Here is a 23385-nt window from a genome sequence, read left to right as displayed (position 1 = left end):
CCGCAGGCCGACGCTCACGGCCCCGAGTTCCCCCGCATTGAAGCGTGTTGACCAATCCCCGACAACACCTTCAGCCGCCCGAGGGCGCCGACCTGGCCGAGGCACGACACCGCCGGGGACGGGATCGGCAGGAGGAGGCGGGGGTGTCCTTGTCCGGGATGCCGGAGAGCGTTCGCGTGAAGGGTGCCGATTTACGGAGGAAGCCGCGCAAGGTCCGCCGGGATCGGCTCAGGGGCTCCGTTCGGGTCGGGGACCTGGGCTGTGTGCGCGGGGTGCAGGCGTGGTTCGGGACGGTCGTGAGGTGGCCGATTCCGAGAACCGCGGGTCCGGGTGGGCCGAGGTGGGCCGGGGGGAGCCGGTTGCTCGGCCGGAGGTCCCGCCGTGCCCGGAGGTCCCGCCGTGCCCGGAGGTTCCGGCCGCGCCCGGAGGGTGGGAGCGGCACGTTCTCGCGAGGGAGCGCCGTGTCACCGTGGGCCTCCGGCCGCAAGCCTGGGTCCAGGGAGCCGTCGATCCGGCCCAGCCGGCCCCGCATCCCCGCACACCCGCCGCACCCGCAGCCCCCGGCGCCGTCGTCCCACCGCTCTCCGACCCCGTCCGGCGTTGTCCACAGGCACGTCGCGGTGTCGGTGCTCGCCAGTAGGGTGTGAGACATGGCCGACCCCTCCAGCTACCGCCCCAAGCCGGGACAGATCCCGGACACTCCCGGGGTGTACAGGTTCCGTGACGAGCACCGCCGGGTGATCTACGTCGGGAAGGCGAAGAGCCTGCGCCAGCGTCTGGCGAACTACTTCCAGGACCTGGCGAGCCTGCACCCGCGCACCCGGACGATGGTCACCACCGCCGCGTCCGTGGAGTGGACCGTGGTGTCCACGGAGGTCGAGGCGCTCCAGCTGGAGTACTCCTGGATCAAGGAGTACGACCCCCGGTTCAACGTCAAGTACCGCGACGACAAGAGCTACCCGTACCTCGCGGTGACGATGAACGAGGAGTTCCCGCGGGTCCAGGTGATGCGGGGTCACAAGAAGAAGGGCGTGCGCTACTTCGGTCCCTACGGCCACGCGTGGGCCATCCGGGACACCGTCGACCTGCTGCTGCGCGTGTTCCCGGTGCGCACCTGCTCCGCCGGGGTGTTCAAGAACGCCACCCGCACCGGACGCCCGTGTCTGCTCGGCTACATCGGAAAGTGCTCCGCGCCCTGTGTCGACCGGGTCTCCCCGGAGGAGCACCGCGAACTCGCCGAGGAGTTCTGCGACTTCATGGCCGGCCGCACCGGTACCTACCTCCGCCGCCTGGAGAAGCGGATGATGGAGGCGGCCGAGGAGATGGAGTACGAGCGGGCCGCCCGGCTGCGCGACGACATCGAGGCCCTGAAGAAGGCCATGGAGAAGAACGCGGTCGTGCTCGCCGACGCGACCGACGCGGACCTCATCGCCGTCGCCGAGGACGAGCTGGAGGCGGCCGTCCAGATCTTCCACGTGCGCGGCGGGCGCGTGCGCGGTCAGCGTGGCTGGGTGACGGACAAGGTCGAGGAGGTCACCACCGCGGCCCTCGTCGAGCACGCCCTCCAGCAGCTCTACGGCGAGGAGAGCGGCGACGCGGTGCCCAAGGAGGTGCTGGTCCCGGCCCTGCCCGACCCGGTCGAGCCGGTCCAGGAGTGGCTGACCGGCCGTCGTGGGTCGAACGTCTCGCTGCGCATCCCGCAGCGCGGCGACAAGAAGGCCCTGATGGAGACCGTGGAGCGCAACGCCCAGCAGGCGCTCGCGCTGCACAAGACCAAGCGCGCCTCTGACCTGACCACCCGCTCGCGCGCGCTGGAGGAGATCGCCGACGCCCTGGACCTGGACAGCGCGCCGCTGCGGATCGAGTGCTACGACATCTCCCACCTCCAGGGCGACGACGTGGTGGCCTCGATGGTGGTCTTCGAGGACGGGTTGCAGCGCAAGAGCGAGTACCGCCGCTTCCAGATCAAGGGCTTCGCCGGTCAGGACGACGTGCGCTCCATGCACGAGGTGATCACCCGCCGCTTCCGCCGGTATCTCGCGGACAAGGAGCGGACCGGTGAGTGGGCGGCGGAGGACGGCAGCGAAAGCGCCCTCGCGGACGCTGCCACCCCCACGGACGCCGGGTCCGGTCCCGCCGACGGTCCCGCCGACGGCCCGGGCAATGGTTTCACGGCCACCGACGGTTTCACGGCCACCGACGGTCTCCAGGGCGCCGAGGGCCCCCAGGACGCGGACGGCGACGGGTTCAAGGACGAGGACGGGCGGCCCAAGAAGTTCGCCTACCCGCCACAGCTCGTCGTCGTCGACGGCGGCCGGCCCCAGGTCGCCGCGGCCAAGCGTGCGCTGGAGGAGCTGGGCATCGACGACATCGCCGTCTGCGGCCTCGCCAAGCGTCTCGAAGAGGTCTGGCTGCCCGAGGACGACGACCCCGTCGTGCTGCCCCGCACCAGCGAGGGCCTCTACCTGCTCCAGCGCGTCCGGGACGAGGCGCACCGCTTCGCCATCACCTACCAGCGCGCCAAGCGCGCCAAGCGCTTCCGTTCCGGCCCCCTGGACGACGTCCCCGGCCTGGGCGAGACCCGGAAACAGGCGTTGATCAAGCATTTCGGCTCGGTGAAGAAGCTCCGGTCCGCCACAATCGAACAGATCCAGGAGGTGCCCGGGATAGGCCGCAAGACGGCCGAGACCATCGCCGCGGCCCTCGCCCAGGCTGCCCCGGCCGCACCCGCCGTGAACACGGCGACTGGAGAGATCATGGATGACAGGGAAGACGAGGTGCCCGAGACGACGGCGGACGCCTCGGGGGAGCCCGTACCCGCGGGCGCCCCGGACGATCGACGGGGGCAGGAGAGATGACCGAGCACGAGGCACAGCCCACAGCCGGGCGAGATCCTGCGTTCAGCCGAACGCGGGGCGAGCCAGAGGAAACACACAACAAGGCACGCCAGGATCAGCCGCAGCAAGCGGAAGCGGTCCAGGAAAACGGAGCAGAAGTGAGTACGGACGTCACCCCGGCCGGGGTGCCCGAGGCGGCCATCCCCGAGCTGGTGATCATCTCCGGCATGTCGGGAGCCGGTCGTTCCACGGCCGCCAAGTGTCTGGAGGACCTCGGCTGGTTCGTCGTGGACAACCTCCCGCCGGCCCTCATCCCCACCATGGTCGAGCTGGGCGCTCGCTCCCAGGGCAACGTGGCCCGGATCGCGGTCGTCGTCGACGTGCGCGGCCGGCGCTTCTTCGACAACCTGCGGGAGTCCCTCGCCGACCTCGACAGCCGGGCCGTCACCCGCCGGATCGTCTTCCTGGAGTCCTCCGACGACGCCCTGGTCCGCCGCTTCGAGTCGGTGCGCCGCCCGCACCCGCTCCAGGGCGACGGCCGGATCGTCGACGGCATCGCCGCCGAACGGGAGCTGCTGCGCGAGCTGCGCGGCGACGCCGACCTGGTGATCGACACCTCCAGCCTCAACGTGCACGAACTGCGCGCCAAGATGGACGCCCAGTTCGCCGGCGAGGAGGAGCCCGAGCTGCGGGCGACCGTGATGTCGTTCGGGTTCAAGTACGGTCTGCCGGTCGACGCGGACCTGGTCGCCGACATGCGGTTCCTGCCGAACCCGCACTGGGTGCCGGAGCTGCGCCCGTACACCGGCCTCAACGAGGAGGTGTCGGCGTACGTCTTCAACCAGCCGGGCGCCAAGGAGTTCCTCGACCGGTACGCGGAGCTGCTGCGGCTCATCGCGAGCGGCTACCGGCGTGAGGGCAAGCGGTACGTGACCATCGCCATCGGCTGCACGGGCGGCAAGCACCGCTCGGTCGCCGTGTCCGAGAAGCTCGCCGCCCGCCTGGCCGCCGAGGGAGTGGAGACCGTAGTCGTACACCGGGACATGGGGCGCGAGTGACCGGACGTTCTCCACGGCTGGGCAGGCTGCGCCGGGCGGTGCCCGAGACCCGCTCGGGCCGTGCCGTCGAGGCCCGCGGCGCGCGGCCGCGCCGTCGCGGTGCCCAGCCCAAGGTGGTCGCCCTGGGCGGCGGCATGGGCCTGTCCGCCTCGCTCGCCGCGCTGCGCCGGATCACCGGTGACCTGACGGCCGTCGTCACCGTGGCCGACGACGGCGGCTCCAGCGGGCGGCTCCGTGACGAGCTGGGTGTGCTCCCTCCGGGTGATCTGCGCAAGGCTCTCGCCGCGCTGTGCGGGGACGACGACTGGGGCCAGACCTGGGCCCGGGTGATCCAGCACCGGTTCCAGTCCCAGGGCGAGCTGCACGAGCACGCGGTCGGCAATCTGCTGATCGTCGCGCTGTGGGAGCAGCTCGGCGACCATGTCCAGGCCCTGGACCTGGTCGGCAAGCTGCTCGGCGCGCACGGGCGGGTGCTGCCCATGTCCGCGGTGCCGCTGGAGCTGCAGGCGCTGGTCAAGGGGCACGACCCGGAGCGGCCGGACGAGGTGGACATCGTCCGGGGGCAGGCCACCGTGGCGCTCACGCCGGGCGAGGTGCACTCCGTGCACCTGGTGCCGCACGACCCGCCGGCCGTGCCGGAGGCGGTCGAGGCGGTGCTGGACGCGGACTGGGTGGTGCTGGGGCCCGGGTCCTGGTTCTCCTCGGTGATCCCGCACCTGCTCGTGCCGGAACTGCTGGACGCGCTCACCGAGACCAAGGCCCGTAGGGTGCTGTCCCTGAACCTGGCACCGCAGCCCGGAGAAACCGAAGGCTTCTCCCCGCAGCGTCATTTGGAGGTTTTGGGGCGACACGCCCCTAAACTCGCCCTGGACGTGGTGCTGGCCGACGAGGCCGCCGTGCCCGACCGCGACTCGCTCACCGAGGCCGCCAAGCGACTCGGAGCCGCGGTCGAGCTGGCCCCCGTGGCCCGGACCGACGGTTCACCCCGGCATGATCCGGAGCTGTTGGCCGCCGCGTACGACCGTATTTTTCGGATGCATGGAAGGATCGGCCCATGGCGATGACGGCAGCGGTGAAGGACGAGATCTCCCGGCTACCCGTCACCCGGACCTGCTGCCGGAAGGCGGAGGTCTCCGCCATTCTGCGGTTCGCGGGCGGCCTCCACCTGGTGAGCGGGCGCATCGTGATCGAGGCGGAGCTGGACACCGCGATGGCGGCCCGGCGCCTCAAGCGGGACATCCTGGAGATCTTCGGCCACAGTTCCGAGCTGATCGTGATGGCGCCCGGCGGGCTGCGCCGCGGCTCCCGCTACGTCGTGCGGGTGGTCGCGGGCGGCGACCAGCTGGCCCGTCAGACCGGACTCGTGGACGGCCGGGGCCGACCGATCCGCGGGCTGCCCCCGCAGGTCGTCTCGGGGGCGACCTGTGACGCGGAGGCGGCCTGGCGCGGTGCGTTCCTGGCGCACGGCTCGCTGACCGAGCCCGGCCGCTCCTCCTCCCTGGAGGTGACCTGCCCGGGTCCGGAGGCCGCGCTCGCCCTGGTCGGGGCCGCCCGGCGGCTGTCGATCGCGGCGAAGGCCCGTGAGGTGCGCGGCGTGGACCGGGTGGTGGTCCGCGACGGCGACGCGATCGGCGCCCTGCTGACCCGCCTCGGCGCGCACGAGTCGGTGCTGGCCTGGGAGGAGCGCCGGATGCGCCGCGAGGTGCGGGCCACCGCGAACCGCCTCGCCAACTTCGACGACGCCAACCTGCGCCGCTCCGCGCGCGCGGCCGTCGCCGCCGGGGCCCGGGTGCAGCGCGCCCTGGAGATCCTCGCCGACGAGGTGCCCGAGCACCTCGCGGCGGCCGGCCGGCTGCGCATGGAGCACAAGCAGGCCTCCCTGGAGGAGCTGGGCGCGCTCGCCGACCCGCCGCTGACCAAGGACGCCGTCGCGGGCCGGATCCGGCGGCTCCTCGCGATGGCCGACAAGCGCGCCTCCGACCTGGGCATCCCGGGCACCGAGGCCAACCTCTCCGAGGAGCTCGCGGACAACCTCGTGGGCTGAGGCCGCGTCACATCGCCGGTGCCGGTGGCGGATCGAGGCCGGCGGCACCGGCGTTTGCAAGTCTGTGAATTGGTCATGGGCTGTCCGTGAGTCGCCCTTGACTCGATCAAGCGGTGTCATGAGCCTGGCATGGTCCGTCGCCGTGGCGGACCACTGCTAGGGGGGTTCATGAGACACAGAGCGAGATCGATCCTCGCTGTCGTCGCGCTCCTGATCGGCGGAGCAGGCCTCGCACCCGTGGCCCAGGCACAGACCGGCGGTTCACCGAAGCCCGACCCCGCCGAGGTCAAGGTCTTCCGCGCCGACGTCACCAAGAAGCAGATTCCCCTGTTGCTCAAGGCCGGCCAGGACGGTCACGAACTCGGCGACCAGGTCACCGGATCCGGCAGGACGCGGGTCGAGCTGTACCTCACCGACCAGCAGGCGAAGAAGCTGGCGCAGCAGGGCGTCGACCTCACCGAGCACACGCTCTCGGCCAGGGCCGAGGCACGGGTCGAGGACGCGGCGCAGGGCGTGTTCCGGCCGTACAGCGGCAGCGGCGGGCTCGAGGCGGAGATCCTCGCGACCGCGCAGGCCAACCCCGGCCTCACCAAGGTCGAGTCGATCGGCAGGACCGTCGACGGGCAGGACATCCTCGCGCTCAGACTGACCAAGGGCGCGAAGAAGTCGAAGGACGGTTCCAAGCCCTCCGTGCTGTACATGTCCAACCAGCACGCGCGCGAGTGGATCACGCCGGAGATGACCCGCCGGCTGATGCACTACTACCTGGACAACTACAGCAGCGACAAGCGTGTCAGGAAGATCGTCGACTCGACCGAACTGTGGTTCGTGCTCTCGGCCAACCCCGACGGCTACGACTACACGTTCCAGGACTCCGACACCCGCCTGTGGCGCAAGAACCTCAGGGACGTCAACGGGGACGGCACCATCTCCACCGGCGACGGCGTCGACCTCAACCGCAACTTCGGCTACAAGTGGGGCTACGACGACGAGGGATCGTCCCCCAACCCCACCAGCGAGACCTACCGCGGCGCGAGCGCCGGGTCCGAGCCCGAGACCAAGGCGCTGGACGGCTTCGAGAAGCGGATCGGGTTCACGTACGGCATCAACTACCACTCGGCCGCCGAGCTCCTCCTCTACGGTGTCGGCTGGCAGGTGGCCACCCTGACCCCGGACGACGTCCTCTACAAGGCGCTCGCCGGCACCCCGGACAACCCGGCGATCCCCGGCTACCACTCGCAGGTCTCCTCGGAGCTGTACACCACCAACGGCGAGGCGGACGGCCACGCGTCGAACGTCAACGGCATGGCGATGTTCACCCCGGAGATGTCGACCTGCCAGACCGCCTCGGACCTCGACCCGGACGACGCCTGGAACGCCGCCGACTGCCAGTCGGTCTTCAACTTCCCGGACGACGAGAAGCTGATCCAGGACGAGTTCGAGAAGAACGTCCCGTTCGCGCTCTCCGTCGCCGAGACCGCCGCCCACCCGGACCGGCCCAGCTCCTCGGTGGGCCTGAGCGCGGCCGACTTCACCCCGGCCGCGTTCACCACGTCGTACGCGCGCGGCGCCGACCAGGAGGTCTCCGTCGTCGCCCGGAAGTCCGTCAGCGACAAGCGGCTGAGGTACCGCGTCAACGGCGGCCGCACCCACGACACGGCGCTCAGGGCCTGGAAGGGCGGCGAGACGTACGGCGGCGACGACAACCTCTACTTCGACGAGTACCGGGCCGCGGTGAAGGGCGCCGACCCGGGCGACCGGGTCGAGGTGTGGTTCACGGGGAGGACGCGGAGCGGCGCGAGCGGGAGTGCGCACTTCACCTACACCGTCGCGCGGCGCGCCGCGGCCGACACGCTCGTCGTCGCCGAGGAGGGCGCCGAGGCCGCCGAGGCGCAGACCTACGTCGACGCGCTGAAGGCCGCCGGCCGCAAGGCGGTCGTCTGGGACGTCGCCACCCAGGGCGCGCCCGACGCGCTCGGCGTGCTGAAGCACTTCAGGACCGTCGTCCACTACTCCGGCACCGGCGGCCCCGGCAACGACACCCAGCTCCAGCTGCGCGCCTACCTCAACGAGGGCGGCAGGCTGATCGAGGCCGGCGAACTCGCCGGCGGCAGCGTCGACCTCGGCGACGGCACCCCGTCCAACGACTTCAGCCAGTACTACCTGGGCGCCTACTCCCGTACGTCGACCCCCGGCGCCACCGGGTTCACCGGGTCCGGCGCGCTGGACGGCTCCGGCGGGCCGCTGAGCGGCACCTCCGCCAACCCGCTCGACAAGGCCGGCACCTACGCCGTGACCTCCGACGAGCTGTCCCCGGACACGTACCCGCAGTTCGCCAGCGCGGGCGCGGGCCAGTTCACCGGGACCGTCAACCCGTACGGGCCGTACTCGGGCTCGTACATGGCCGCGGCCGTCCACACCGACGACGCCTACAAGCGCCTCACCCGCACCGTCGACCTCACCGGTGTCAGCGCGGCCGACAAGCCGACGCTCGGCACCGAGCTGCTGTGGGACACCGAGCCGGGCTACGACCACGCGGTGGTCGAGGCGCACACCACCGGTGCCGACGACTGGACGACGCTGCCCGAGGCGGGCGGCGCCACCAGCTCCGCCGTACCGAGCGAGTGCGGGGCCGGGTTCCTGATCGCCGAGCACCCGTGGCTCCGGCACTACCTCACGATCAGCGGCAACCAGTGCGCCGCGACCGGCAGCAGCGGCTCCTGGAACAGCTTCACCGGCAGCTCCAGCGGCTGGGAGCCGGTCAGCTTCGACCTGAGCGCGTACGCCGGCAGGTCGGTCGAGGTCTCGCTCACCTACATCACCGACCCGAGCACCGGCGGGCACGGCGTCCTCGCCGACGACACCTCGCTCGTGACCGGCGGCACGGCCACCCAGACCGAGGGCTTCGAGAGCTCGCTCGGTGCCTGGAGCGTCACCGGTCCGCCCGCGGGCAGCCCGGCCGTCCTGAAGGACTGGACACGCACCGGCGCCCTCTTCAAGACGTACGGAGCGGTCACCACCGACGACACCGTGCTGCTCGGATTCGGCCTGGAACAGGTCGCCTCCGCGGCCGATCGTGCGGCCCTGGTGAAGAAGGCGCTGGCCGCACTCGACAGATGATCGGGAGCCCGCTCGAAAGGTGACCGGAACGCCACTCGACAAGTGAGCCGACCCGCTCACGAACGAGTGAAACCGCAGCGAAAAAGGGTCGGCATTCCGTGAGAAAACGGTGCGATACGACCCTCGGTCCGAGGCGGTCCGTACCCCTACTGGCGGGTACGGACCGCCTCGCCGTGTATGAGGCATCTGGATGTCACCACGGGAGCCTCAGGGAGGTAGGGTCGTGGGTGGTCGGGGACATCCCAAATACAGCTCGCCGGCACCGCATGGCCGGCGTACCAACGAGGAGATCGGTTCGTGACGATCCGCGTAGGCATCAACGGCTTCGGTCGTATCGGTCGCAACTACTTCCGCGCGCTGCTGGAGCAGGGCGCTGACATCGAGATCGTGGCTGTCAACGACCTGGGTGACACCGCGACCACCGCACACCTGCTGAAGTACGACACGATCCTGGGCCGCCTCAGGGCCGAGGTGACGCACACCGCCGACACGATCACCGTCGACGGTCACACCATCAAGGTGCTGTCCGAGCGCAACCCCGCCGACATCCCGTGGGGCGAGCTGGGCGTCGACATCGTCATCGAGTCGACCGGCATCTTCACGAAGAAGGCCGACGCCGAGAAGCACATCGCCGGCGGCGCCAAGAAGGTCCTCATCTCGGCTCCGGCCAAGGACGAGGACATCACCATCGTGATGGGCGTCAACCAGGACAAGTACGACCCGGCGAACCACCACGTCATCTCCAACGCCTCCTGCACCACCAACTGTGTGGCGCCGATGGCCAAGGTACTCGACGAGAACTTCGGCATCGTCAAGGGCCTGATGACGACGGTCCACGCGTACACCAACGACCAGCGCATCCTGGACTTCCCGCACTCGGACCTGCGCCGCGCCCGCGCCGCCGCCGAGAACATCATCCCGACCACCACCGGTGCCGCCAAGGCCACCGCACTGGTCCTCCCGCAGCTCAAGGGCAAGCTGGACGGCATCGCCATGCGCGTCCCGGTCCCGACCGGCTCGGCCACCGACCTGGTCGTCACCCTCCAGCGCGAGGTCACCAAGGACGAGGTCAACGCCGCGTTCAAGAAGGCCTCCGAGGACGGTGACCTCAAGGGCTTCCTGGCGTACACCGAGGACCCGATCGTCTCCTCGGACATCGTCAGCGACCCGGCCTCCTGCACCTTCGACTCCTCCCTGACCATGGTCCAGGAGGGCAACTCGGTGAAGATCCTCGGCTGGTACGACAACGAGTGGGGCTACTCGAACCGCCTCGTCGACCTCACGGTCTTCGTCGGCAACCAGCTCTGATCGGCGGAGCAGGCGCCTCGATGCGGTAGCAGGGCTCGGACAGCGCACGGTCGCGCTGCCCGAGCCCTGACGCGCGTAAGGATCGCCCCGCCCGTCCACGGTTCGATCAGCCCTCGTACGATCAAGAGCCCTCCCCAGGAGTCCCCAACCATGAAGACGATCGACGAACTCCTTGCCGAAGGAGTCGACGGCAAGCGGGTCTTCGTCCGCGCCGACCTCAACGTGCCGATGGCCGACGGTCTCATCACCGACGACGGCCGCATCCGCGCCGTCCTGCCGACCGTCAAGGCCCTTGCCGACGCGGGCGCCAAGGTGGTCGTCGCCTCCCACCTGGGCCGTCCCAAGGGCGCCCCGGACCCGAAGTTCTCCCTGCTCCAGGCCGCCGAGCGGCTCGGTGAACTGCTCGGCGCCCCGGTCGCGTTCGCCCAGGACACCGTCGGCCCCGCCGCCCACGACGCGGTGAACGGCCTCCAGCCCGGCCAGGTCGCGGTCATCGAGAACCTGCGCTTCAACGCCGGCGAGACCGCCAAGGACGACACCGAGCGCGGCGAGTTCGCCGACCGGCTGGCCGCCCTCGCCGACGTCTACGTGGGCGACGGCTTCGGCGCCGTGCATCGCAAGCACGCCTCCGTCTACGACCTGCCGGCCCGGCTGCCGCACTACGCCGGCTACCTCATCGCCACCGAGGTCGGCGTCCTCAGGCAGCTCACCGAGGACGTCAAGCGCCCCTACGTGGTCGTGCTCGGCGGTGCCAAGGTCTCCGACAAGCTCGCCGTCATCGACGAACTGCTCGGCAAGGCCGACCGCATCCTGATCGGCGGCGGCATGGTGTTCACCTTCCTCAAGGCCAAGGGCTACGAGGTCGGCAGCTCCCTCCTCCAGGAGGACCAGCTCGCCCAGGTCGCCGAGTACGTCGAGCGCGCCGAGAGGACCGGTGTCGAGCTGGTCCTGCCCGTCGACGCCCTGGTCGCCGCCGAGTTCCCGGACCTGTCGGCCAAGACCCCGGCCCACCCCGCCACGGTCGCCGCCGACGCCATGCCGGCCGGCCAGATGGGCCTCGACATCGGCCCCGAGACCGCCAAGCTGTACGCCGCGAAGCTCGCCGACGCCCGGACCGTGTTCTGGAACGGGCCCATGGGCGTCTTCGAGCACCCCGACTACGCCGAGGGCACCCGGGCGGTCGCCCAGGCCCTGGTGGAGTCCAACGGCTTCACCGTCGTCGGCGGCGGTGACTCCGCCGCCGCCGTGCGCATCCTCGGCTTCGACGAGAACGCGTTCGGACACATCTCGACCGGAGGCGGCGCCTCCCTCGAATACCTCGAGGGCAAGACGCTCCCCGGCCTCGCCGCACTGGAGGACTGACCCCGCATGACCACTCGCACGCCGATCATGGCGGGCAACTGGAAGATGAACCTCAACCACCTCGAGGCCATCGCGCACGTCCAGAAGCTCGCCTTCGCCCTGGCCGACAAGGACTACGAGGCCGTCGAGGTCGCCGTCCTGCCGCCCTTCACCGACCTGCGCTCCGTGCAGACCCTGGTCGACGGCGACAAGCTCAAGATCAAGTACGGCGCCCAGGACATCTCGGCGCACGACTCCGGTGCCTACACCGGCGAGATCTCGGGCCCGATGCTGGCCAAGCTGAAGTGCACGTACGTGGTCGTCGGCCACTCCGAGCGCCGCCAGTACCACAACGAGACCGACGACGTCGTCAACGCCAAGGTCAAGGCCGCCTACAAGCACGGCCTGACCCCGATCCTGTGCGTCGGCGAGGAGCTGGAGGTCCGTGAGGCGGGCGACCACGTCTCCCACACCCTCACCCAGGTCGAGGGCGGCCTCAAGGAGATCACCGCCGAGCAGGCCGAGACCGTCGTCATCGCCTACGAGCCCGTCTGGGCCATCGGCACCGGCAAGGTCTGCGGTGCCGCGGACGCGCAGGAGGTCTGCGCCGCCATCCGCGCCAAGCTCGCCGAGCTGTACGGCCAGGAGCTGGCCGACCAGGTCCGCATCCAGTACGGCGGCTCCGTCAAGGCCGGCAACGTCGCCGAGATCATGGCGCAGGCCGACATCGACGGCGCCCTCGTCGGCGGGGCCTCGCTGGACGCCGACGAGTTCGTCAAGATCGTGCGCTTCCGCGATCAGTGAGCAGACGAGTGAGTAGGCGGTAGCCGCGATCCGTCGTACCCTTGCGGGGCCGAGGCTGTCATTCGGAGCGTGAGACTTCGAGTAGGCTCCGGCCCCGCAGTCCATCCGTATCCGAGGAAGTTGGTCCAGCCGTGGTTTTGGGGTTCTCGATCGCCCTGATCGTCTTCAGCCTGCTGCTGATGCTGCTGGTGCTGATGCACAAGGGCAAGGGCGGCGGCCTCTCCGACATGTTCGGTGGCGGCATGCAGTCCTCCGTCGGCGGCTCCTCGGTCGCCGAGCGGAACCTGGACCGGATCACCGTGGTGATCGGTCTGCTCTGGTTCGCGTGCATCGTGGTCCTCGGCATCGTCATGAAGACGAACGGCTGACCCGCGGCTCGCACACACGCACAATCCGCACGTAAGGCCCCATGTTCGGTACGCGCACCTGAGCGCGGCCTATCATGGGGCTTGCGTCTAGGTGCGGGGGGCGGTAACTCCCAACACTGGACGCGCGTTGGGCCTTACGTAGACTGAGGCGCTCGCAACGAAGCGACACGCCGACTCGCTTCGCGGCACCATCACGCAGGGAGTTACACCGTGGCAAGTGGCAACGCGATCCGAGGTAGCCGGGTCGGGGCGGGGCCGATGGGCGAGGCCGAGCGCGGCGAGTCCGCGCCGCGTCTGCGCATCTCCTTCTGGTGTTCCAACGGGCACGAGACGCAGCCCAGCTTCGCCAGCGACGCGCAGGTGCCCGAGACCTGGGACTGCCCGCGCTGCGGCTTCCCGGCCGGCCAGGACCGGGACAACCCGCCGGACCCGCCGCGCACCGAACCGTACAAGACGCACCTCGCGTACGTACGGGAGCGGCGCAGCGACGCGGACGGCGAGGCGATCCTCGCCGAGGCACTCGCCAAACTGCGCGGCGAGATCTAGGAGTTGGAAGCGGCCGGGTGCCCGAGGGCGCCTGGCCGGAGCTGTCTTCGCGGCCGGACCCGGCCCGTTGTCAGTGCTGCCCCGTACGGTTCGTGAAGAGGCGAACCGCGAGGGGGAGTTGTGGCGGCGGACGGGAAGGCGGGCGCGCCCGCCTGGCGCGGGGGATTCGGACGGCTGTGGAGCGCCGCCGTGCTCCCCGGCTTCGGGGACGCGCTGCGCAACGCCGCCCTGCCCCTGCTGGCCGTCACGCTCACCGGCCGGCCCCTGCTGATCGCCGCCGTCACCGCCTGCGGCTACCTGCCGTGGCTCCTGTTCGGGCTGCTCGGCGGCGCCGTCGCGGACCGCGTCGACCAGCGGCGCGCGATGTGGACGGTGGACGCGGCGCGCGGACTGCTGGTCGCGGCCTTCGCCCTCGCCGTGGCGCTCGGCCACGCCTCGATCGGCCTCCTGATCGCCCTCGCCTTCACCCTGACCACCCTCCAGACCCTCTTCGACAACGCGGCCACGGCCCTGCTCCCGGCACTGGTGGACGGCGCGGCGCTCGGCCGGGCGAACGCCCGCCTGATGACCGGGCAGCGGATCGCGGGCGGACTCCTGGGCGCGCCCCTGGTGCCCCTGCTGCTGGCCGCCGGGGCCGCCGCCCCGTTCGCCGTCGACGCGGCCACCTTCCTCGCCGCCGCCGCCCTGGTCGCCACGCTGCGCACCGCACCGCCCGAGCGGACCCCGAGCGCCGCGGGCAGCACCCTGCGCCGCGAGATCGCCGAGGGCCTGCGCACCCTGTGGGCGGACCGGGCGCTGCGCGCGCTGTGCACCGCCACCGCCCTGTGCAACATCGGCATGGGCGCCCTGATCGCCACCCTGGCCCTGCTGGTCACCCGCCGGCTCGACGCCGGCACCACCGGTTACGCGCTGGCGGCCACCGCCTACACCCTCGGCAGCCTGGGCGGGGGAGCGGTGAACGGCAGACTCGTCGCCCGGCTGGGCGACACGCGCGCGGTGCTGCTGGCCGGCGCGGTGCAGACCGGCGCGCTGGCGGTGATGGGCCTCGTGCGCTCGCTCGCCGCCCTGGTGGCGGCCATGGCCGTCTTCGGCTTCATGGGCATGGTCTGGAACGTCGGCACCAGGACCCTGATGCAGCAGCGCGCCCCCGCCCGGATGCTCGGCCGGGTCTCCGCCGCCTTCCGGACCCTCGCCGTCGCCGGGGCGCCCCTCGGCGCGCTGCTCGGCGGCGCCGCGGCCACCTGGCACCTCGCCGCCCCGCCGCTGCTCGCGGCCGCCTTCTTCGTTCCGGCCGTCGTCGCGCTGATACCCGCGCGCCGAACGGACGTACCTGTTGTTGCCCCGTCGGACGGCGCCACGACAGGCCGCGCCACCAGCTGATCAACTAGGTTGGAGCGGGCACCCGCAAGAAACGCAGCAGGACAGGTGCAAGGAAGAAGGCTGAAGTCCCACATGAACGCAGACGGCCGTACCAGGCTCAACCAGATGCCCGAGTGGACCGCGCTCGCCGACCACCGGGAGGAGCTCGCCGACACCCGTCTGCGGGACCTGTTCGCCGCCGACCCCGGGCGCGGCACGGGCTACACCCTCCAGGTCGGCGACCTCCACATCGACTACTCGAAGCACCTGGTCAACGACGAGACGCTGCGGCTGCTGCGCGAGCTGGCCGCCGCCACCGACGTGGCCGGGCTGCGGGACGCCATGTTCCGCGGCGAGAAGATCAACGTCACCGAGGACCGGGCGGTGCTGCACACCGCGCTGCGCGCCCCGCGCGACGCGGTGATCGAGGTCGACGGCGAGAACGTCGTGCCGCAGGTGCACGCGGTCCTCGACAAGATGGGCGCCTTCGCCGACCGGGTCCGCTCGGGCGAGTGGACCGGCCACACCGGCAGGCGCATCCGCAACGTCGTCAACATCGGCATCGGCGGCTCCGACCTCGGACCGGCGATGGCCTACGAGGTGCTGCGCAGCTTCACCGACCGCGACCTGACGGTCCGCTTCGTCTCCAACGTGGACGGCGCCGACCTGCACGAGGCCACCCGCGACCTGGACGCGGCGGAGACGCTGTTCATCATCGCCTCCAAGACGTTCACCACGATCGAGACCATCACCAACGCGACCTCGGCCCGCAACTGGGTCCTCGGCGAGCTGAAGGCCGGTCAGGAAGCCGTCGCCAAGCACTTCGTGGCCCTCTCCACGAACGCCGAGAAGGTGTCGGACTTCGGCATCGACACGGCCAACATGTTCGAGTTCTGGGACTGGGTCGGCGGCCGCTACAGCTACGACTCGGCGATCGGCCTCTCGCTGATGATCGCCATCGGCCCGGACCGGTTCCGCGAGATGCTCGACGGCTTCCACCTGGTCGACGAGCACTTCCGCACCGCCCCCGCCGAGTCCAACGCGCCGCTCCTGCTCGGCCTGTTGGGCATCTGGTACGACAACTTCCACGACGCCCAGTCGCACGCGGTGCTGCCGTACAGCCACTACCTCTCCAAGTTCACCGCCTACCTCCAGCAGCTGGACATGGAGTCCAACGGCAAGTACGTGGCACGGGACGGCAAGGAGGTCGACTGGACCACCGGCCCGATCGTGTGGGGCACGCCCGGCACCAACGGGCAGCACGCGTACTACCAGTTGATCCACCAGGGCACGAAGCTGATCCCGGCGGACTTCATCGGCTTCGCCGAGCCGGTGGCCGAGCTGAGCGGCGAACTCAGGGCCCAGCACGACCTGCTGATGGCGAACTTCTTCGCGCAGACACAGGCGCTGGCCTTCGGCAAGACCGCCGACGAGGTCCGCGCGGAGGGCGTCGCCGAGGAACTGGTCCCGCACAAGACCTTCCAGGGCAACCGCCCGACGACGACCATCCTCGCCCGCGAACTGACCCCGTCGGTCCTCGGCCAGCTGGTCGCCCTCTACGAGCACAAGGTGTTCGTGCAGGGCGCGGTCTGGGACATCGACTCCTTCGACCAGTGGGGCGTGGAGCTGGGCAAGGTCCTGGCCAAGCGCATCGAGCCCGTGCTGACCGAGGGCGCCGACGTCCCCGGCCTCGACGCGTCCACCAAGGCACTGGTGGCCAAGTACCGGGAGCTGCGCGGGCGTTAGGCCCCGCCACGCAGAAGAGCCCGTACGGTCGAGGACCGTACGGGCTCTTCTGCAGGACCGGGTCGGGCCCCTGTGTCAGGCCGAAGCCGGCGGGTACAGGGACCGCGGCAGCTGGGCCGCGGCCGCCGAGTCCAGCAGCCACAGCGTGCGCTGACGGCCCTGGGCACCCGCCGCCGGGGCCTGGATCTCGCCGGCGCCCGAGAGGGCGATGGCGACGGCCTCGGCCTTGTCCTCGCCCGCCGCCAGCAGCCAGACCTCACGGGCCGAGCGGATGGCGGGCAGGGTGAGGGAGACCCGGGTCGGCGGCGGCTTGGGCGCGCCGTGCACGCCGACCACCGTGCGTTCCGTCTCGCGGACCGCGGGCAGCTCCGGGAAGAGCGACGCCACGTGGGTGTCCGGGCCGACGCCCAGCATCAGGACGTCGAAGGTGGGCACCGAGCCGTGGTTCTCGGGGCCGGCCGCGCGGGCCAGCTCCGTCGCGTAGGCCTCGGCCGCCGCGTCCGCGTCCTTACCCCAGGGACCGTCCGACGCGGGCATGGCGTGCACGCGCTTCGGGTCCACCGGGACCTGGTCGAGCAGGGCCTCGCGGGCCTGGGTGACATTGCGCTCCGGGTCGCCCTCGGGCAGGAAGCGCTCGTCGCCCCACCACAGGTCGAGCCGGCTCCAGTCGACGGCGTCCCGGGCGGGCGCCGCCGCCAGGGCAGCCAGCAGACCGTTGCCGTTGCGGCCGCCGGTGAGGACCACGGACGCCTCGCCCCGAGAGGCCTGGGCGTCCACGATCTTCGTGATCAGACGGGCCGCCGCGGCCTGCGCCATCAGCTCCTTGTCGCGGTGCACGACCAGCTGGGGGGTGCTCATGTCGCCTTCGCCCTCTTCTTCAGCGGTGCCGGTTCCTGCGGTGCCGCTTCTGCCGCGGGAGCCTCGGCAGCGGCCGCGGGGGCTGCTGCGACGGCGACCGGTTCTCCTTTGGGCGACGGGTCCGCCGTGGCCGCGGCGGGCGCCGACGACGACGCCGACGCGTTCAGCCGCTCCACCCCGAACCGCAGCGCCGACGCGTAGGTGTCGTCCGGGTCGAGCCGCCGCAGTTCCTCCGCGATCAGCTCGGCCGTCTCCCGCCGCTTCAGTGCCACCGCGCGGTCCGGCTGGCCGTCGATGGACAGGGTGGCGAGGGAACCGTCCGCGCGGTCCAGCGCGATCGGGCCCTCGCTGGTGTCCAGGCGGACCGCCGTCAGACCGGGACCGGCCGACAGCGACCGCTTGACCGGCACGTCCAGCCGGTCAGCCAGCCACATCGCCAGCAGCTCGCAGCTCGGGTTGAACTCCTCGCCCTCCACCTCGACGGCCTTGACCTCGCAGACCACCTGGTCCAGGGCCGCCGCCAGCATCGAGCGCCAGGGCGTGATCCGGGTCCAGGACAGGTCCGTGTCGCCGGGCGTGTAGGCGTCCGCGCGCGCGGACAGCTCCCGTACCGGCTGCTCGGAGGAGTAGGTGTCGGTGACCCGGCGCTGGGCGAGGGCGCCCAGCGGGTCCTTCGCCGGGTCGAGCGGGGCGTTGACCGGCCACCAGACGACGACCGGCGCGTCCGGCAGCAGCAGCGGCAGCACGACCGAGTCGGCGTGGTCGGCGACCTCGCCGTACAGCCGCAGTATCACCGTCTCGCCGGAGCCGGCGTCCGCGCCCACCCGGACCTCGGCGTCCAGACGGGACGCCGTGCGGTCGCGGGGGGAGCGGGAGACGCGCTTGATGACGACCAGGTTGCGCGAGGGGTGCTCGTGCGAGGCGTCACCGGCGGCCTTCAGGGCGTCGTACGCGTTCTCCTCGTCGGTGACGACGACGAGGGTCAGCACCATGCCCACGGCCGGTGTGCCGATGGCGCGGCGGCCCTGCACCAGCGCCTTGTTGACCTTGCTGGCCGTGGTGTCCGTGAGGTCTATCTTCATGGCCGGCGCCAGCTCCGTCCCTCTCGTGCGAGCATCTCGTCGGCCTCGGCCGGACCCCAGGTGCCCGACTTGTACTGTGCGGGCCTGCCGTGCTTGTCCCAGTGCTCCTCGATGGGGTCGAGGATCTTCCAGGACAGCTCGACCTCCGCCGTGCGCGGGAACAGGTTGGAGTCGCCGAGCAGCACGTCCAGGATCAGCCGCTCGTAGGCCTCCGGGGACGACTCGGTGAAGGACTCGCCGTACGCGAAGTCCATCGACACGTCCCGGATCTCCATCGAGGTGCCCGGCACCTTGGAGCCGAAGCGGACCGTGATGCCCTCGTCCGGCTGGACGCGGATGACGATCGCGTTCTGGCCGAGCTCCTCCGTCGCCGTGTGGTCGAAGGGGGAGTGCGGGGCCCGCTGGAAGACCACCGCGATCTCGGTGACCCGGCGGCCCAGCCGCTTGCCGGTGCGCAGGTAGAAGGGGACGCCCGCCCAGCGGCGGTTGTCGACCTCGACCTTGATCGCCGCGTAGGTGTCGGTCTTCGACTGCGCGTCGATGCCGTCCTCTTCGAGGTAGCCGATGACCTTCTCGCCGCCCTGCCAGCCGGCCGCGTACTGACCGCGCACGGTGTCGCGGCCCAGGTCCTTCGGCAGCCGGACGGCGCCGAGCACCTTCTCCTTCTCGGCGGCCAGCGCGTCCGCGTCGAAGGAGGCGGGCTCCTCCATCGCGGTGAGGGCCATCAGCTGGAGGAGGTGGTTCTGGATGACGTCACGGGCGGCGCCGATGCCGTCGTAGTAGCCGGCGCGGCCGCCGATGCCGATGTCCTCCGCCATGGTGATCTGCACGTGGTCCACGAAGGACCGGTTCCAGATCGGCTCGAACATGGTGTTGGCGAAGCGCAGCGCCAGGATGTTCTGGACGGTCTCCTTGCCGAGGTAGTGGTCGATCCGGAACACCTGGTCCGGCTCGAACACCTCGTGCACGACCTTGTTGAGCTCCTCGGCCGACTTCAGGTCGTGGCCGAAGGGCTTCTCGATGACCGCGCGCCGCCAGGAACCGCTGCTCTGGTCGGCCAGCCCGTGCTTCTTCAGCTGCTGGATGACGACCGGGAAGGAGCGCGGCGGCACGGACAGGTAGAAGGCGAAGTTGCCGCCGGTGCCCTGTGCCTTGTCCAGCTCCTCGATGGTGGAGCGCAGCCGCTCGAACGCGTCGTCGTCGTCGAAGGTGCCCTGGACGAAGCGCATCCCCTGGATGAGCTGCTGCCAGACCTCCTCGCGGAACGGGGTGCGGGAGTGTTCCTTGACGGCGTCGTGGACCTCGGCGGCGAAGTCCTCGTGGGCCCACTCGCGGCGGGCGAAGCCGACCAGGGAGAAGCCCGGCGGCAGCAGACCCCGGTTGGCGAGGTCGTAGACGGCGGGCATCAGCTTCTTGCGGGAGAGGTCGCCCGTGACGCCGAAGATGACCAGGCCCGACGGCCCCGCGATACGCGGGAGCCGTCGGTCGGCGGGGTCACGAAGCGGGTTCGCTCCGGTACCGGAAAGAGGGGACAGAGTTCAGCCCTCCGAAGGGGCCAGGCGCTCCAGCTCCGCCTGGGTCGACTTGAGCAGGTCGTTCCAGGACGCCTCGAACTTCTCGACGCCCTCGTCCTCCAGGACCTGGACCACGTCGTCGTACGAGATCCCGAGCTTCTCGACGGCGTCGAGGTCGGCGCGGGCCTGCTCGTAGGTGCCGGCGATGGCGTCGCCCGTGATGCCGCCGTGGTCCTCGACCGCGAGGAGGGTGGCCTCCGGCATGGTGTTCACGGTGTTCGGCGCGACCAGGTCGTCGACGTACAGGGTGTCCTTGTACGCCGGGTCCTTGACGCCGGTGGAGGCCCACAGCGGACGCTGCTTGTTGGCGCCCGCGCTCTCCAGGGCCGTCCAGCGGGCCGTGGAGAAGACCTCCTCGTACGCCTGGTAGGCGAGGCGCGCGTTGGCGACGGCGGCCTTGCCGCGCAGCGCCTTGGCCTCGTCGGTGCCGAGGTCGTTCAGGCGCTTGTCGATCTCGGTGTCCACCCGGGACACGAAGAACGACGCCACCGAACGGATCAGCGAGAGGTCGAGACCGCGCTCCCTGGCCTTCTCCAGACCGGCCAGGTAGGCGTCCATGACCTCGCGGTAGCGCTCCAGCGAGAAGATCAGCGTGACGTTGACGCTGATGCCGAGGCCGATGACCTCGGTGATCGCCGGCAGGCCCGCCTTGGTGGCCGGGATCTTGATGAGCGTGTTGGGGCGGTCCACCAGCCAGGCCAGCTGCTTGGCCTCGGCGACCGTCGCCGCGGTGTGGTGCGCCAGGCGCGGGTCGACCTCGATCGACACGCGGCCGTCCTGGCCGTCCGTGGCCTCGAACACCGGGCGCAGGATGTCGGCGGCGTCACGGACGTCCGCCGTCGTGATCATGCGGATGGCCTCTTCGACGGTCACCTTGCGGGTGGCCAGGTCGGTGACCTGCTGCTCGTAGCCGTCGCCGCCGCTGATCGCCTTCTGGAAGATCGACGGGTTGGTGGTGACGCCCACGACGTGCTGCTGGTCGATCAGCTCGGCGAGGTTGCCGGACGTGATCCGCTTGCGCGACAGGTCGTCCAGCCAGATCGCGACGCCCTCCTCGGAGAGGCGCTTGAGTGCGTCTGTCATGGAAATTACATCTCCTACGTGTTGGTGAGCGTCAGCGCTGGGCGGCGGCGATGGATTCCCTGGCCTTGTCGGCCACGTTCTCGGCAGTGAAGCCGAACTCCTGGAAGAGCACCTTGCCGTCGGCGGAAGCACCGAAGTGCTCCAGGGAAACGATGCGGCCGGCGTCCCCGACGTACTTGTGCCAGGTGAGGCCGATGCCCGCCTCGACCGACACCCGCGCCTTGACGGACGGCGGCAGGACGCTGTCCCGGTACCCCTGGTCCTGCTCCTCGAACCACTCCACGCACGGCATGGACACGACCCGGGTGGGCACGCCCTCGGCCTCCAGCCGCTCACGCGCCTCGACGGCCACGTGCACCTCGGAGCCGGTCGCGATGAGGATGACCTCGGGGGTTCCGGTCGACGCCTCGAACAGGACGTAGCCGCCCTTGACGGTGTCCTCGTTGGACTCGTACACCGGCACGCCCTGGCGGGTCAGCGCGAGGCCGTGCGGGGCGCCCTTGCCGAACACCTTGGTGTAGCGCCGGAGGATCTCGCGCCAGGCGATCGCGGTCTCGTTGGCGTCCGCCGGGCGGACCACGTTCAGACCGGGGATGGCACGCAGCGAGGCGAGGTGCTCGACCGGCTGGTGCGTCGGGCCGTCCTCGCCGAGGCCGATGGAGTCGTGGGTCCACACGTACGTCACCGGCAGGTGCATCAGCGCCGAGAGACGGACGGCGTTGCGCATGTAGTCGGAGAACACGAGGAACGTACCGCCGTAGACACGGGTGTTCCCGTGCAGGGTGATGCCGTTCATCTCCGCGGCCATGGAGTGCTCGCGGATACCGAAGTGGATGGTGCGCCCGTAGGGGTTCGCCTCCGGCAGCGGGTTGTCCGCGGGCAGGAAGGACGAGGACTTGTCGATGGTCGTGTTGTTCGACCCGGCGAGGTCGGCGGAGCCGCCCCACAGCTCGGGGATCACGGCACCGAGCGCCTGGAGCACCTTGCCGGAGGCCGCACGGGTCGCGACGCCCTTGCCGGGCTCGAAGACCGGGATCTTCTCCTCCCAGCCCTTGGGCAGCTCGCCCGCGGCGATGCGGTCGAACTCGGCGGCGCGCTCGGCGTCGCCGTCCCGCCACAGCTGGAACGACTTCTCCCACTCGGTCCGGGCGGCGGCACCGCGTTCCACGGCCTCGCGGGCGTGCGCCAGCACCTCGTCGGCGACCTCGAAGGTCTGCTCGGGGTCGAAGCCGAGGACGCGCTTGGTGGCCGCGACCTCGTCGTCGCCGAGCGCCGAGCCGTGGGCGGCCTCGGTGTTCTGCGCGTTCGGGGCGGGCCAGGCGATGATCGAGCGCATCGCGATGAAGGACGGCTTGTCCGTCACCTTCTTCGCGGCCTCGATCGCGTTGTAGATGGCGTGCGGGTCCAGGTCGCCGTCCGGCTTCGGGGCGATGCGCTGGACATGCCAGCCGTACGCCTCGTAGCGCTTGACGGTGTCCTCGGAGACGGCCGTCTCGGTGTCGCCCTCGATCGAGATGTGGTTGTCGTCCCACAGCAGGATCAGGTTGCCGAGCTCCTGGTGGCCGGCCATCGAGGACGCCTCGGCGGAGATGCCCTCCTGGAGGCAGCCGTCACCGGCGATGCAGTACACGAAGTGGTCGAAGGGCGACTCGCCCTGCGCCGCGTCCGGGTCGAACAGACCGCGCTCGTAGCGGGCGGCCATGGCCATGCCCACGGCGTTGGCGACACCCTGGCCCAGCGGGCCGGTGGTGGTCTCCACACCCTTGGTGTGGCCGTACTCCGGGTGGCCCGGGGTCTTCGAGCCCCAGGTGCGGAAGGCCTTCAGGTCGTCCAGCTCCAGGCCGAAGCCGGCCAGGTAGAGCTGTGTGTAGAGGGTCAGGGACGAGTGACCGGCGGACAGCACGAAGCGGTCGCGTCCCACCCAGTCGGGGTCGGACGGGTCGTGTCGCATCACCTTCTGGAAGAGGGTGTACGCGGCCGGCGCCAGGCTCATCGCCGTACCCGGATGGCCGTTGCCGACCTTCTGTACGGCGTCGGCGGCCAGGACGCGGGCGGTGTCGACGGCCCGCTGGTCCAACTCGGTCCAGTCGAGGTCTGTGGTGGTCGGCTTGGTGCTCACCCTGGGTCAGGGCTCCTCTCCACATGTTCGGTTACCGGTCCCCGGGCACACGCCCGCACCGGCTGCCGGTGCACTGGGTGCCCACCGGCCGTTGTCGAGCCTACCCCCGTGAGGACGTGCATTTTTTCGAGTGTTTCC

At 70.8% G+C, this 23385-nt stretch carries 17 protein-coding genes; 12 read left to right on the top strand and 5 right to left on the bottom strand.

Annotated features, from left to right (window positions below; translation table 11 throughout):
• The first annotated feature begins 650 nt into the window (after nt 1-650).
• The 12 genes from uvrC to pgi all read left to right on the top strand — a co-directional run bounded on the left by uvrC (nt 651) and on the right by pgi (nt 16531).
• Complete coding sequence (uvrC, locus tag ACZ619_RS03780; RefSeq protein WP_469593690.1) at nt 651-2858, top strand: excinuclease ABC subunit UvrC; 2208 nt, start codon at nt 651-653, stop codon at nt 2856-2858.
• Entirely contained in the window at nt 2855-3895 is a 1041-nt protein-coding gene (gene rapZ, locus ACZ619_RS03775; protein WP_469593688.1) for an RNase adapter RapZ, read from the top strand. Before uvrC ends, rapZ begins: the two co-directional genes overlap by 4 nt.
• The gene (locus ACZ619_RS03770; protein WP_469593686.1) at nt 3892-4959 is read left to right on the top strand and encodes a gluconeogenesis factor YvcK family protein; all 1068 of its coding nucleotides are present in this window, start codon (nt 3892-3894) and stop codon (nt 4957-4959) included. Before rapZ ends, ACZ619_RS03770 begins: the two co-directional genes overlap by 4 nt.
• Nucleotides 4950-5939, top strand: coding sequence for a DNA-binding protein WhiA (whiA, locus tag ACZ619_RS03765; protein ID WP_030791337.1), 990 nt, complete (start codon nt 4950-4952; stop codon nt 5937-5939). Before ACZ619_RS03770 ends, whiA begins: the two co-directional genes overlap by 10 nt.
• 168 nt (nt 5940-6107) lie before the next feature.
• Nucleotides 6108-9059 carry a M14 family metallopeptidase gene (locus ACZ619_RS03760; RefSeq protein WP_469593684.1) on the top strand — a complete coding sequence of 984 codons (2952 nt, stop codon included), beginning with the start codon at nt 6108-6110 and terminating at the stop codon, nt 9057-9059.
• A gap of 297 nt (nt 9060-9356) precedes the next feature.
• Nucleotides 9357-10367, top strand: coding sequence for a type I glyceraldehyde-3-phosphate dehydrogenase (gene gap, locus ACZ619_RS03755; RefSeq protein WP_469593683.1), 1011 nt, complete (start codon nt 9357-9359; stop codon nt 10365-10367).
• Between the two features lie 150 nt (nt 10368-10517).
• Nucleotides 10518-11729 (top strand): phosphoglycerate kinase, encoded by a 1212-nt coding sequence (locus ACZ619_RS03750; protein ID WP_469593681.1) that lies wholly within the window; start codon nt 10518-10520, stop codon nt 11727-11729.
• Nucleotides 11730-11735: 6 nt separating this feature from the next.
• Nucleotides 11736-12512, top strand: a complete 777-nt coding sequence (gene tpiA, locus ACZ619_RS03745) for a triose-phosphate isomerase (RefSeq protein WP_469593679.1) — start codon at nt 11736-11738, stop codon at nt 12510-12512.
• Nucleotides 12513-12643: 131 nt separating this feature from the next.
• Complete coding sequence (gene secG, locus ACZ619_RS03740; RefSeq protein WP_469593677.1) at nt 12644-12880, top strand: preprotein translocase subunit SecG; 237 nt, start codon at nt 12644-12646, stop codon at nt 12878-12880.
• Nucleotides 12881-13138: 258 nt separating this feature from the next.
• Nucleotides 13139-13426 (top strand): RNA polymerase-binding protein RbpA, encoded by a 288-nt coding sequence (locus tag ACZ619_RS03735; RefSeq protein ID WP_007448238.1) that lies wholly within the window; start codon nt 13139-13141, stop codon nt 13424-13426.
• Nucleotides 13427-13546: 120 nt separating this feature from the next.
• Nucleotides 13547-14806, top strand: coding sequence for an MFS transporter (locus ACZ619_RS03730; RefSeq protein WP_469593675.1), 1260 nt, complete (start codon nt 13547-13549; stop codon nt 14804-14806).
• A gap of 72 nt (nt 14807-14878) precedes the next feature.
• Entirely contained in the window at nt 14879-16531 is a 1653-nt protein-coding gene (gene pgi / locus ACZ619_RS03725) for a glucose-6-phosphate isomerase (RefSeq protein ID WP_469593673.1), read from the top strand.
• 75 nt (nt 16532-16606) lie between these two features.
• On the opposite strand, the gene pgl is transcribed toward pgi, so the two are convergent.
• The 5 genes from pgl to tkt are packed head-to-tail and all read right to left on the bottom strand — an operon-like array spanning nt 16607 to nt 23247.
• Nucleotides 16607-17389, bottom strand: a complete 783-nt coding sequence (pgl, locus tag ACZ619_RS03720) for a 6-phosphogluconolactonase (protein WP_469593671.1) — start codon at nt 17387-17389, stop codon at nt 16607-16609.
• The gene (gene opcA / locus ACZ619_RS03715) at nt 17386-18471 is read right to left on the bottom strand and encodes a glucose-6-phosphate dehydrogenase assembly protein OpcA (protein WP_469593670.1); all 1086 of its coding nucleotides are present in this window, start codon (nt 18469-18471) and stop codon (nt 17386-17388) included. The genes pgl and opcA overlap by 4 nt, the downstream gene beginning before the upstream one ends.
• Entirely contained in the window at nt 18468-20006 is a 1539-nt protein-coding gene (zwf, locus tag ACZ619_RS03710) for a glucose-6-phosphate dehydrogenase (protein WP_469594479.1), read from the bottom strand. Before zwf ends, opcA begins: the two co-directional genes overlap by 4 nt.
• 3 nt (nt 20007-20009) lie before the next feature.
• A complete protein-coding gene (tal, locus tag ACZ619_RS03705; RefSeq protein ID WP_469593668.1) occupies nt 20010-21128 on the bottom strand; it encodes a transaldolase in 1119 nt (372 codons plus the stop codon).
• Between the two features lie 31 nt (nt 21129-21159).
• The gene (gene tkt, locus ACZ619_RS03700; RefSeq protein ID WP_469593666.1) at nt 21160-23247 is read right to left on the bottom strand and encodes a transketolase; all 2088 of its coding nucleotides are present in this window, start codon (nt 23245-23247) and stop codon (nt 21160-21162) included.
• Between the last annotated feature and the right edge of the window lie 138 nt (nt 23248-23385).

The sequence above is a fragment of the Streptomyces sp. NPDC104367 genome (assembly GCF_055583825.1).
This window is presented reverse-complemented; position numbering and strand designations above follow the sequence as displayed.